The following is a 12517-nucleotide window of genomic DNA, read 5'->3' on the forward strand; positions in this document are numbered from 1 at the left end:
GGTGTCCGGCGTGGGCGGGGTCGGGTCGTGGTGGATCGGCGGTGGGTGAACGCCTCGCCGGCTTGGGGTGTTTGGGGTGGTTCTGGGGTGGTGTGCGGAAAGGGCAAACGATCTTCCGGTTCGTTCGATGACCGGTAAGGACCGTCCAGATTTCGACGCATGGCACAGGTCACAGGGCGATCACATCTGTGCTGGTTCCCTAGGTGGGTGGTGGTTTAGGCAATAGATTCCGCTTCAGCCGTACGCGTGTACGGCTCGCGGCGCCGAATCTCTGCGGTGCTCGTCGCGTTCTGGGCCGGATCCAGGGGGTTCCACTGTGCTCAACAAGACCATCGTGAAGCTGGCTGTGCCCGTTGCCATCGGTGCTTTGGCGCTGACCGGTTGTGGGAGTGGCAGCGACAGCGGCGATGGGACGTACAAGATTGCGTTCCAGGGCCCGCTCTCCGGTGAGAACGTCCAGCTGGGCGAGAACATGGAGAACGGGATCAAACTCGCCATCGACGAGGCCAATGCTTCCGGCGACTATGATTTCAAGATCGAATATGTTCCGGTCGACGACATGGGTCAGCCCGACAAGGCGACCGCCGCCGCCCAGAAGGCGCTTGACCAGGAAGTCATCGCGGTCATCGGCCCGGCCTTCTCCGGCGCCGCCGACACGGCCGCCGAGTTCTACAAGGACGCGAAGGTCCCGGCGGTTTCCTCTTCCGCCACCCGTCCGGACCTGACAACCAAGGGATACGACACCTTCTTCCGCGCGGTGCCGAACGACTCGGCCCAGGGCGCGGGAATGGCCAAGTACTTCAAGGAGGCCACGGACGCCAAGACCGTTGTCGTCGTCGACGACAAGACGGACTACGGTGTCGGTCTCGCCGACGTCGCGGAGAAGGCGCTCAACGACGCCGGAATCAAGGCGATTCGCCAGTCCGCCCCGCAGAAGACGCCGGACTACAGCGCCGCGGCCCGCAAGGTGGCGAACACCAAGGCCGACGGAATGATCTACGCGGGTTACTACGAGGACGCGGGCCCCTTCGCCAAGAAGCTGGACGAGGCCGGCTTCAAGGGCGTGAAGATCTCCGGTGACGGGTCCAACGACCCCAGCTTCGTCAAGCTGGCCGGCTCCGCCGCCAACGGCTGGAAGCTGACCTGCCCCTGCACCGACCCGACGCAGGAGGAGGCCACGAAGAAGTTCGCGGCCGACTACGAGAAGGAGTTCAAGCGGGCTCCGGGCACCTACTCCGCCGAGTCGTACGACGTCGCCAAGATGATCATCTCCGAGATCGACAAGCTCGGCGACGACGTCAGCCGTGAGGGTCTGCTGAAGGCCCTGAAGACGGTCAAGTACCAGGGTCTCACCAAGGAATTCACCTTCGACAAGAACGGCGAGTTCCAGAACCAGACGATCTACCTGTACCAGGTCAAGGACGGGAAGATCGAGTACGAGGGCAACATCGACGACCTGTCGAAGAGCTGAGTCAGGGAACGGTTCCCACCACAGGACCGGCGCGGTGCCGCGCGGTGCCGCGCCGGTCTTGTGTCTCCATATCCGGTCATATTGTCCGCCCTTCCTGTTTCCGCTGCGTGGTCGTTGGTTGTGCTGATCGCATGGCGCGGCTGCTTGTTCCCACAAGGAAGTCAGTTCGATGTCCCTTAACGAGCTCTGGGACTACATGGTCCTAGGGGTGGTGCTCGGCTGTTTGTACGCCGTCATCGCCATCGGGTACACGCTTGTCTACGGTGTTCTCCAGCTTCTGAACTTCGCGCACAGCGAAGTGTTCATGTTCGGTGGTTTCGGCGGCCTTCTGGTCCTCACCGCATGGGTACCGGTCGCAGATCCGTCCGGATTCCAGTCGGTGATCTACGTGGCCGTCGGAATGCTGGCCGGTGCCGCGCTCGGCGGTGCCGTCGCCTTCGGGTTGGAGAAGGTCGCATATCGCCCACTCCGGCGACATAACGCGCCCCGACTGGTCTTCCTGATCACGGCGATCGGGGCGTCGTTCTTCCTCTACAACATCGCCGGCAAGCTCTTCGGCCGCAGCTCGATGTCGATGCCGACGATGTACGAGAACAAGACGGTGGTCACGATATTCGGCGCGTCGCTCAACGTGACGCAGCTGTTGATCGTCTTCTCCGCGGTGGCGATGATGGTCGGCCTCGACTACGTGGTCAACCGCACCAAGCTCGGCTCCGGCATCCGCGCGGTCGCGCAGGACCCCGAGGTCGCCTCCCTCATGGGCGTCAACATCGACAAGGTCGTGTCCCGCACCTTCGTCATCGGCGGCCTGCTCGGCGGCGCCGCCGGCTTCCTCTTCGGCCTGAACAGCAAGGTCGTCTACACCATGGGCTTCCTGCCGGGCATCACCGCCTTCGCGGCGGCGGTCCTCGGCGGCATCGGCAACGTGCGCGGCGCGATGCTCGGCGGCATGGTGCTCGGCATGGTCGAGACCCTGACCGTCTTCGTCTGGGGCGACGACTGGCGGTACGTGGCGGGCTTCGCGGTCCTCGTCCTGGTGCTGATGTTCCGCCCGACCGGTCTTCTCGGTGAGCGTCTGGGGAGGACGGCATGAGCGACGCAACGAAGACCACGAACCTGACTGTCGCGCAGCAGTTGCGCGAGGTGCGCTGGTACCAGCAGCCGCGCTGGCGGCGGCTCGGCGCCCTGCTCTCCCTCGGCCTGCTGATGTCGATGGTGACCGGTGTCCAGGGCACGCACAACGACATCTTCTACGCGGTCCGGGAGAACTTCTCCGACGGCAGCGTGGCGGTGTGGCTCGGCCTCGCGCTGCTCGTCTGGGCGGTCCGCGAGTTCGCCTCCGCCCCCTTCACCTCCTCGGCGCGCAAGGTCAAGGGAACCCTGGTCACACCGCTCGGCGCGGTCGGCCGGCTGTGGTCCACCGAACGCTGGGTGCGCTGGGGAGTCATCGCCGCCTTCGCCGCGATCCTGGTGTGGGGCCCGATGGGCCTCTCCCGGTTCTGGCAGACCGTCCTCGTCGACCAGATCGCCATCTACCTGCTGGTCGCCGTCGGCCTGAACGTCGTCATCGGCTGGGCCGGCATGCTCGACCTCGGCTTCATCGCGTTCTTTGCCATCGGCGCCTACAGCGCGGCGTTCTGGACGGGCGCCCTGCCGGTGCAGCCGCCCGTGGTGCTGAACAACTTCCTAGTGATCCCGCTCGCCGTGATCACCTGCCTCATCGCCGGTGTGCTGCTCGGCGCGCCGACCCTACGGCTACGCGGCGACTACCTGGCCATCGTCACCCTCGGCTTCCACGAGATCGTCTACCTCGCGGCCAAGAACCTGGGCGACGTCACCGGCGGCACCAGCGGCGTCAAGGTCGACCGCTGGCACATCGACCTCGGCTTCTGGACCTACGAGTGGAACGTCATCGACCAGATGCCGTTCTACTGGCTGCTGCTGGCGTTCATCGCCATCGTCGTCTTCCTCTTCATACGGTTGGAGCACTCCAAGGTCGGCCGCGCCTGGACGGCCATCCGTGAGGACGAGGTCGCGGCGGCCTCCACGGGCGTGGACACCGTCCGCTACAAGCTGATGGCCTTTGCCATCGGCGCGTCCACCTCCGGCATCGCCGGCGTCGCGTACGCGAGCAAGGTGGGCTACATCAACTCGGAGAACTTCGTCATCCTGCTGTCGATCCTGGTCCTGTCGTACGTGATCTTCGGCGGAATGGGATCGATCCCGGGTGTGCTGTTCGGCGCCGCGTTCCTCGTCTGGCTGCCGGAGTTCCTGCGGGACTTCGTGGACCCGAAGGACCGACACATGTACCTGGGAGCGCTGCTGGTGGTCATGATGATCTACCGGCCGCAGGGTGTGATTCCGTCCCGGCGCCGCCAGCGGGAGCTGGAGATGGCCGAGGCGGGTACCGGTGGCGCGGACGCGACAGGTCCGGCGTCAGGGAGGCAGTCATGACAACGGACGTGCGTACCGACGGCGGGTCCGCGGGGACCACGGCGACGGACAACGGTGACCTGGTGCTCGACGCGGCCGGCGTGACCCTGCGCTTCGGCGGCGTGACCAGCCTCAACAACGTCGAACTGCGGATGCACCGCGGCGAGGTGCTGGCGGTCATCGGCCCCAACGGCGCCGGCAAGACCTCCCTGTTCAACTCGCTCACCGGCGCCTACACCCCCCAGGAGGGCCGGATCACCTACCGCCCCTCCCAGGGCGGCGAACACGAACTGCTGGGCCGCAAGCCGCACCTGGTGAGCCGGCTCGGGGTCTCCCGCACCTTCCAGAACATCCGGCTGTTCGGCGCGCTGACCGCGCTGGAGAACGTGAAGATCGCGGCGGAGACCCGGCTCAAGGCCGGTCCCGTCTCGATCATGCTCGGCCTGCCGAACGCCCGGAAGGCGGAACGCGACAGCGACCGCAAGGCCCACGAGGTGCTGTCGTTCGTCGGCCTGGTCGACAAGCTGAACGAGCTGGCCGGCTCGCTCTCCTACGGCGACCAGCGGCGGCTGGAGATCGCCCGGGCGCTGGCGACCGACCCGCAGGTCCTGCTGCTGGACGAGCCCGCGGCGGGCACCAACCCGACCGAGAAGCTGGAACTCGAGCAGCTGATCCGGCGGATCAACCGCGACCTGGGCGTGAGCGTGCTGCTGATCGAGCACGACATGCGGCTGGTGATGTCGGTGGCCGACCGGGTGATGGTGCTCAACTTCGGCAAGAAGATCGCCGAGGGAACCCCGTCGGAGGTCCAGCAGAACCCGGCCGTCATCGAGGCCTACCTCGGCGCGGTCGCCGAGGAGGACACGGCGGCGGTCGCCGAGACGATCGCCGCGCACGAGGCCGCCGAGACGGACGCCGACACCGACGACACCGACGACACCGACGACAGCGCGGGCGGCTCGGACGGGCCCGGAAAGGAGCGGGAATGAGCGGCGCCGCCGATCTGACGAAGGAGACGGAGCAGACCGGGGAGCGTACCGACACCCCGATGCTCGAGCTGCGCGACCTGCGGGTGTTCTACGGTGCCATCGAGGCGCTGAAGGGCATCAACGTCAAGGTGTACGAGGGCGAGGTGGTCGCCCTCCTCGGCGCCAACGGCGCCGGCAAGTCGACCACACTGCGCACCGCCTCCGGCATGCTCTCGCCGCGCGACGGCCAGGTGCTCTTCCACGGCGAGCGGATCGACGGCATCAAGTCGCACGATCTGGTGCGCTTCGGCATCGGCCATGTGCCCGAGGGCCGACGGGTCTTCCCGCGGATGACCGTGCGGGAGAACCTGGAGATGGGCGCGTACCGGTTCAAGGCGCCCGACCCGGACGACATGGACCGCGTGTTCACCCTCTTCCCCCGGCTGAGTGAACGACGCACCCAGTTGGGCGGCACGCTCTCCGGCGGCGAGCAGCAGATGCTCGCCATCGGCCGCGCGCTGATGGGCAAGCCGGAACTGCTGCTGCTGGACGAGCCGTCGATGGGCCTCGCCCCGCTGATCGTCCGGCAGATCTTCGACATCCTGGAGGAGATCAACAAGCAGGGCACCACCGTGCTGCTGGTCGAGCAGAACGCCTCTCAGGCGCTGCAACTCGCGGACCGCGGCTATGTGTTGGAGACGGGCTCGGTCGCGATGGCGGACGAGGCGTCCGCGCTGCTGGCCGACCCCCGGGTCCGGGCCGCGTACCTGGGCGAGGGCGCCGCGTAACGGCGGCCCCGCCGCCTCTTCGCCCCGGGGCCGGTGTCCACTCCTTCGGGAGGGGCACCGGCCCCTCGCGCGTGCCTCGGGCCGCCGGTCCGCCGACCGCGAGCCGCCGACCACTACCCGCCGGCCGGGGCGGCGGCTCACTCGCCCTTCGGGGCGTCCCGCAGCAGACAGGTCAGCCGGGCCGTGCACACCCGGCGCTCGGACTCGTCGGTGACGACCACCTCGTAGGTGGCCGTACTGCGGCCGCGGTGCACCGGCGTCGCCACTCCCGTCACCACACCCGAGCGCAGGCCCCGGTGGTGCGTGCAGTTGAGATCCACACCGACCGCGATCCGGCCGGGCCCGCCGTGCAGCATCGCGCCGACCGAGCCGAGCGTCTCGGCGAGCACGGCCGAGGCGCCGCCGTGCAGCAGGCCGTACGGCTGGGTGTTGCCCTCCACGGGCAGTGTGCCGACGACCCGCTCCGGCGCGGCCTCCACCACCCGCAGACCCATGCGCTCCCCGAGGTGACCGGCGGAGAAGAGGGAGGGGAGGTCTATGCCGGTCTCGGCCCACTGGTCGATGACCTCTTGGGGGAAGCGGGTGGGGGTCGTCTCGCCCATGGGCGGTCTCCGTTCGTGTGCGCTCGCGTGGTCGAGGGGGCGGCCCGCGGCCGGGTACTCCCGCTCACCGGTGGGCCCGGTACAGGGGCCCGCCGGTGAGCCTGTCCTATCACCGCTCTCCGGAGGTCTCCTCGGTGGGGGTGAGCCGGACGACAAGTGACTTGCTGGTGGGGGTGTTGCTGGTGTCCGCGGTGGAGTCCAGCGGCACCAGCACGTTGGTCTCCGGGTAGTAGGCGGCGGCGCAGCCGCGCGCGGTGGGGTAGTGGACGACGCGGAAGCCCCTGGCCGTGCGGGTGCTGCCGTCCCGCCACTCGCTGGTGATGTCGACCAGACCGCCCTCCGCCACGCCCTGGGCGCGGGCGTCGTCCGGGTGGACGAGCAGCACCCGGCGGCCTCCTCTGATGCCCCGGTAGCGGTCGTCGAGGCCGTAGATCGTGGTGTTGTACTGGTCGTGCGAGCGCAGCGTCTGGAGCAGCAGCCGGCCCTCGGGCACCCGAGGGAACTCCACCGGGGCGGCCGTGAAGTTGGCCTTGCCCGTCGCGGTGGGGAAGCGGCGGCTGTCGCGCGGCGCGTGCGGCAGGGTGAAGCCGCCGGGCTCCCTGATCCGGGCGTTGAAGTCCTCGAAGCCGGGGACGACACGGGCGATGCGGTCGCGGATCGTGTCGTAGTCCCGCTCGAACTCCTGCCAGGGCGTGGCGCTGTCCGGCAGCAGCAGTCGGGCGAGCCGGGCGATGATGGCCGGCTCCGAGAGCAACCCCGGGTCGGCCGGGGCGAGTCGGCCGCGTGAGGCGTGCACCATGCCCATCGAGTCCTCGACGGTCACGAACTGCTCGCCGCCGGCCTGCCGGTCCCGCTCGGTGCGGCCGAGGGTGGGCAGGATCAGGGCGCGGGCGCCGGTGACCACGTGCGAGCGGTTCAGTTTGGTGGAGACGTGCACCGTCAGTCGGGCGCGGCGCATCGCGTCCTCGGTGGCCTGCGTGTCGGGGGAGGCCGCGACGAAGTTGCCGCCCATCGCCACGAAGACCTTCGCCTCGCCGTCCCGCAGGGCGCGGATGGCCCGGACCGTGTCGAGGCCGTGGTGGCGCGGCGGTTCGAAACCGAACTCGGCGGCGAGCGCGTCGAGGAAGGACGCGGCGGGCCGCTCGAAGATGCCCATCGTACGGTCGCCCTGCACGTTGCTGTGGCCCCGAACCGGGCAGACCCCGGACCCCGGCCGCCCGATGTCCCCCCGCAGCAGCAGGAGGTTGACGACCTCCCGGATGGTGGCGACGGAGTGCTTGTGCTGGGTCAGCCCCATCGCCCAGCAGACGATCGTCCGCCGGGAGGCGCGCACCATCTCGAAGGCGGCCCGCACGTCCTCCTCGGACAGGCCGGTCGCCGCGAGCGTGCTCTGCCAGTCCGTCTCGCGGACGGTGTCCACCAGCTCCCGGTAGCCGTGCGTGTGCGCGGCGACGAACTCCTCGTCGACGGCGCCCTCGGTCTCCACGACCAGCTTGTTCAGCAGCCGGAACAGGGCCTGGTCGCCGCCGATGCGGATCTGGAGGAAGAGGTCGGTCAGCGGAGTGCCGGAGCCGAGCAGACCGCGGGCGTTCTGCGGGTTCTTGAAGCGCTCGGTGCCGGCCTCGGGCAGCGGGTTGACGGTGATGATCCGGGCGCCCGCCCGCTTGGCCTTCTCCAACGCGGTGAGCATCCGGGGGTGGTTGGTGCCCGGGTTCTGCCCCGCCACGATGATCAACTCGGCCTGGTGCAGGTCCTCCAGCAGGACGCTGCCCTTGCCGACGCCCAGCGTCTCGGTGAGCGCCGAGCCGGAGGACTCGTGGCACATGTTGCTGCAGTCCGGCAGGTTGTTCGTGCCGTACTCGCGGGCCATGAGTTGGTAGAGGAACGCGGCCTCGTTGCTCGTGCGGCCCGAGGTGTAGAAGACGGCCTCGTCGGGGGAGCCGAGGGCGCGCAGCTCTCCCGCGACGAGCTCCAGGGCGTCGTCCCAGCCGATCGGGCGGTAGTGCGTGTCGCCCTCGGCGAGGTACATCGGCGTGGTGAGCCGGCCCTGCTGGCCGAGCCAGTAGCCGGACCGCTCGGCCAGGTCGGAGAGCGGGTGCCGGGCGAAGAACCCGGGCGTGACGCGGCGCGTGGTGGCCTCCTCCGCGACGGCCTTGGCACCGTTCTCGCAGAACTCCGCGGTATGCCGCCGGTCCTCCTCCGGCCAGGCGCAGCCCGGGCAGTCGAAGCCGTCCTTCTGGTTGACCCGCAGCAGCGTGAGCGCCGTGCGGCGCACGCCCATCTGCCGGTGGGCCGTGCCCAGCGCGTGGCCGATGGCGGGCAGCCCGGCGGCCGCGTGCGGCGGGGCGCCGACGCGGGGGCTGTCCTGGGCGGGATCCTCGGCGGGTGGTCTGCGGCTCATGAGCCCGATCCTGCCACGGCCGCGCGACCGGCGCCCGAGCCTGTGGACAACCCCGCCCGCGCCCCCGGCCGGGGTGTGGCGGGGCCGGTTGTCAGTGGCGCGTGGGAGGATCTGGGACGTGGCACAGACAGCATCGAAGAAGACGGAATCCTCGGCGTCCTCGGCGTCCTCGGCGTCCTCGGGCTCGACCGACGGGCGGCGGCTGCTGCTCATGGACGGGCACTCGCTCGCCTACCGGGCGTTCTTCGCCCTCCCCGCGGAGAACTTCTCCACCACTACCGGGCAGCAGACGAACGCCGTCTACGGGTTCACCTCGATGCTGTCCAACACCCTGCGTGACGAGGCGCCCACGCACTTCGCGGTCGCCTTCGACGTCTCCCGCAAGACGTGGCGCTCGGAGGAGTACGAGGAGTACAAGGCCAACCGCAGCAAGACGCCCGACGAGTTCCGCGGCCAGGTCGAGCTGATCGGCGAACTGCTGGACGCCATGCGCGTCAAGCGCTTCGCGATCGACGGCTTCGAGGCGGACGACGTCATCGCCACGCTGGCCACCCAGGCCGCCGCCGACGGCTTCGAGGTGCTGATCGTCACCGGCGACCGGGACGCCTTCCAGCTCGTCTCCGACCGGGTCACGGTGCTGTACCCGACGAAGGGCGTCTCGGAGCTGACCCGCTTCACCCCGGAGAAGGTGCGCGAGAAGTACGGCCTCTCGCCCGAGCAGTACCCGGACTTCGCGGCGCTGCGCGGCGACCCCTCGGACAACCTGCCCGGCATCCCCGGCGTCGGCGAGAAGACGGCCACCAAGTGGATCAACCAGTTCGGCTCGTTCGCCGAGCTGGTCGAGCGGGTCGAGGAGGTCAAGGGCAAGGCCGGGCAGAACCTCCGCGATCACCTGGAGTCGGTCAAGCGCAACCGCCGGCTCACCGAGATGGTGCGGGACGTGGAGCTGCCCTGCGGTCCGGCCGAGCTGGAGCGGGTGCCCTACGACCAGGAGGCCGTGCGGGGCATCCTCGACGCCCTGGAGTTCCGGCACGCCAACTTCCGCGACCGGCTCTTCGCCGCCGACCCGGGCGCGGCGGCCGAGCAGGCCGCGGAGCCGGCCGCCGGTGTGGAGGTCGAGGGCCGGGTGCTGGAGTCGGGCGGCCTGGCCGTCTGGCTCGCCGAGCACGGAGCCTCCCCGCTCGGTCTGGTCTGCGTCGACGACTGGAAGCTGGGCGCCGGCCGGGTCCAGGAAATCGCGCTGGCCTCGGCCGCCGGGCCGGCCTGCTGGTTCGAGCCGACGGGCCTGAGTGAGCAGGACGAGCAGGAGTTCGCGCGCTGGTGCGCCGACGCCGGCCGCCCGAAGGTGCTGCACAACGCCAAGGCGGTGCTGCGGGTCTTCGCCGAGCACGGCTGGAGTGTCGCGGGCGTCTCGATGGACACGGCCCTGGCCGCGTACCTCGTCCAGCCGGGCCGCCGCAGCTTCGCGCTGGACGCCCTCACCACCGAGTTCCTGGGCCGAGAGCTTCCCCAGCCCGCCTCTGCCGACGGCCAGTTGGCGCTGGGCGCGGAGGAGGAGGCGCAGGCCGACGCGCTCATGGGCCAGGCCCGCGCGGTGCTCGACCTCGGCGCCGCCTTCAACGAGCGGCTGCCCGAGGTCGGCGCCGCCGAGCTGCTGCACGACATGGAGCTGCCCACCTCCGCGCTGCTGGCGCGCATGGAGCGGTCCGGTATCGCCGCCGACGTCGAGTGGCTGCGGTCGCTGGAGCAGCAGTTCGCCGACGCGGTGCAGGAGGCCGTCCGCCAGGCGCACGCCTCGGTGGGCCACGAGTTCAACCTGGGCTCGCCCAAGCAGCTCCAGGAGGTCCTGTTCGGCGAACTGGGCCTGCCCAAGACGAAGAAGACCAAGACGGGCTACACCACCGACGCCGACGCCCTCGCCTGGCTGGCCGCGCAGACCGAGCACGACCTGCCGGTGCTGATGCTGCGCTACCGGGAGCAGGCCAAGCTGCGCACGACGGTCGAGGGCCTGATCAAGACGGTCGCCGAGGACGGCCGCATCCACACCACGTTCAGCCAGACCGTCGCGGCCACCGGGCGGCTGTCCTCCACCGACCCCAACCTGCAGAACGTGCCCGTGCGCACGGACGAGGGCCGCGCGATCCGCCGGGCGTTCGTGGTCGGCGAGGGCTACGAGGCCCTGATGACGGCCGACTACAGCCAGATCGAGCTGCGGGTGATGGCGCACCTCTCCCAGGACAAGGGGCTCATCGAGGCGTTCACCTCCGGCGAGGACCTGCACACCACGGTCGCCTCCCAGGTCTTCGGCGTGCCCGCCGCCCAGGTGGACCCGGAGATGCGGCGCAAGATCAAGGCGATGAGCTACGGACTGGCCTACGGCCTCTCCGCGTTCGGCCTCTCCCAGCAGCTGGGCGTCGGCACCGACGAGGCCCGCAAGCTGATGGACACCTTCTTCGAGCGGTTCGGCGGCGTGCGGGACTACCTCCACCACGTGGTGGAGGAGGCCCGCGCGGTCGGCTACACCCAGACGATGCTGGGCCGCCGCCGCTACCTGCCCGACCTCAACAGCGACAACCGCCAACGCCGCGAGATGGCCGAGCGGATGGCGCTCAACGCACCCATCCAGGGCACCGCCGCCGACATCGTGAAGCTCGCGATGCTGCGCGTCGACGAGGCGCTGACGGCACAGGACCTGTCCTCCCGGCTGCTGCTCCAGGTGCACGACGAGATCGTGCTGGAGATCGCCCCGGGGGAGCGGCAGGCCGTGGAGGAGCTGGTGCGCCGGGAGATGGCCGGCGCCGTCCGGTTGAGCGCGCCGCTCGACGTCTCGGTGGGCGTCGGCGCCGACTGGGAGTCGGCCGCGCACTGACGGCTCGCACGGCCGCACGCACACCCGGAGGCCCGTTTCCCAGGGGTCGTGCGTGCGGCCGGTGGGTGGCGTAGTCTCAGCCGGAGCGTCGCGCGGACGGGGGCGGACAGGGGATGCCGCGCCGCGCGGGTTGACCAGGGAGGGGCGGCCGGAATGGCGGCTGTTGTGCGCAGGCTGCGCAAGGGCATGACGGCGACCGCGGTGGCGGCGGCGGCGATGGTCGCGTTGACCGCCTCCCAGGCGCCGGGGGTCGAGATCTCCGGCCCGGGCCAGGGCAGAAGCGAGCCCTCGCCCGACGGCGACCACCCCGCCACCGGCAACTCGCCCTACCACACCGAACTCCCGCCGCTGGACGCCCCGGACGTGCCCGACGGGCCGCGCGACCCGGACGCGGACACCCCACGGGGGCGCGCCGAGGCGGGCATCCCCGCGACCGTCCTGGACGCCTACAAGAAGGCCGAGAAGGCACTCGCCAAGGAGCGTCCCGGCTGCAACCTGCCCTGGCAACTGCTGGCCGCCATCGGCAAGGTGGAGTCCGGGCACGCCAGCGGCGGCGCGGTCGACGCCGACGGCAACACACTGCGTCCGATCCGCGGCCCGGTACTCGACGGCAACGGCTTCGCGCTGATCAAGGACACCGACAAGGGCGCCTTCGACGGCGATTCCCGTTACGACCGCGCGGTCGGCCCGATGCAGTTCATCCCCTCGACCTGGGCCGGCTGGGGCGCGGACGGCAACGGCGACGGCAAGAGCGACCCGAACAACATCTACGACGCGGCGCTCGCCGCCGGCCGCTACCTCTGCGCCGCCGGCCGGGACCTCTCCCGCCCGGCGGATCTGGAGCGGGCCATCCTCAGCTACAACCGGTCGCGGCAGTACCTGAACACGGTCCTGTCCTGGCTGGAGTTCTACCGCAAGGGCAGCCACGAGGTGCCCGACGGCCAGGGCACCCTGCCGGACTCGCCCGGCGCAGGCAACCCCTCCC

General features: G+C 70.1%; 9 protein-coding genes. 7 read left to right on the top strand and 2 right to left on the bottom strand.

Going from position 1 to position 12517, the window contains the following annotated elements; genetic code table 11:
* Nucleotides 1-316 precede the first annotated feature (316 nt).
* From FNX44_RS16155 to FNX44_RS16175, 5 genes are all read left to right on the top strand, one after another.
* Nucleotides 317-1471 (top strand): branched-chain amino acid ABC transporter substrate-binding protein, encoded by a 1155-nt coding sequence (locus FNX44_RS16155; protein WP_143648961.1) that lies wholly within the window; start codon nucleotides 317-319, stop codon nucleotides 1469-1471.
* Nucleotides 1472-1640: 169 nt separating this feature from the next.
* A complete protein-coding gene (locus FNX44_RS16160) occupies nucleotides 1641-2564 on the top strand; it encodes a branched-chain amino acid ABC transporter permease (protein ID WP_143648962.1) in 924 nt (307 codons plus the stop codon).
* Nucleotides 2561-3925 (top strand): branched-chain amino acid ABC transporter permease, encoded by a 1365-nt coding sequence (locus FNX44_RS16165; protein ID WP_143648963.1) that lies wholly within the window; start codon nucleotides 2561-2563, stop codon nucleotides 3923-3925. Before FNX44_RS16160 ends, FNX44_RS16165 begins: the two co-directional genes overlap by 4 nt.
* The gene (locus tag FNX44_RS16170) at nucleotides 3922-4893 is read left to right on the top strand and encodes an ABC transporter ATP-binding protein (RefSeq protein ID WP_143648964.1); all 972 of its coding nucleotides are present in this window, start codon (nucleotides 3922-3924) and stop codon (nucleotides 4891-4893) included. Before FNX44_RS16165 ends, FNX44_RS16170 begins: the two co-directional genes overlap by 4 nt.
* Entirely contained in the window at nucleotides 4890-5660 is a 771-nt protein-coding gene (locus FNX44_RS16175) for an ABC transporter ATP-binding protein (protein ID WP_143648965.1), read from the top strand. The genes FNX44_RS16170 and FNX44_RS16175 overlap by 4 nt, the downstream gene beginning before the upstream one ends.
* A 137-nt stretch (nucleotides 5661-5797) precedes the next feature.
* Here FNX44_RS16175 and FNX44_RS16180 read toward each other — a convergent pair whose 3' ends face one another.
* Together FNX44_RS16180 and FNX44_RS16185 are read right to left on the bottom strand one after the other, a co-directional pair.
* Nucleotides 5798-6262, bottom strand: a complete 465-nt coding sequence (locus FNX44_RS16180; RefSeq protein WP_143648966.1) for a PaaI family thioesterase — start codon at nucleotides 6260-6262, stop codon at nucleotides 5798-5800.
* 109 nt (nucleotides 6263-6371) lie between these two features.
* The gene (locus FNX44_RS16185; RefSeq protein ID WP_143648967.1) at nucleotides 6372-8663 is read right to left on the bottom strand and encodes an FdhF/YdeP family oxidoreductase; all 2292 of its coding nucleotides are present in this window, start codon (nucleotides 8661-8663) and stop codon (nucleotides 6372-6374) included.
* A 118-nt stretch (nucleotides 8664-8781) separates the two neighbouring features.
* Here FNX44_RS16185 and polA point away from each other — a divergent pair, with 118 nt between their 5' ends.
* Both polA and FNX44_RS16195 read left to right on the top strand, forming a co-directional pair.
* Nucleotides 8782-11532 (top strand): DNA polymerase I, encoded by a 2751-nt coding sequence (gene polA / locus FNX44_RS16190; RefSeq protein ID WP_143648968.1) that lies wholly within the window; start codon nucleotides 8782-8784, stop codon nucleotides 11530-11532.
* Between the two features lie 153 nt (nucleotides 11533-11685).
* On the top strand, nucleotides 11686-12517 hold an 832-nt coding region (locus FNX44_RS16195; RefSeq protein WP_143648969.1), incomplete at its 3' end, for a lytic transglycosylase domain-containing protein.

This window comes from Streptomyces alkaliterrae (assembly GCF_007097205.2).
GTDB classification, from domain to species: domain Bacteria; phylum Actinomycetota; class Actinomycetes; order Streptomycetales; family Streptomycetaceae; genus Streptomyces; species Streptomyces alkaliterrae.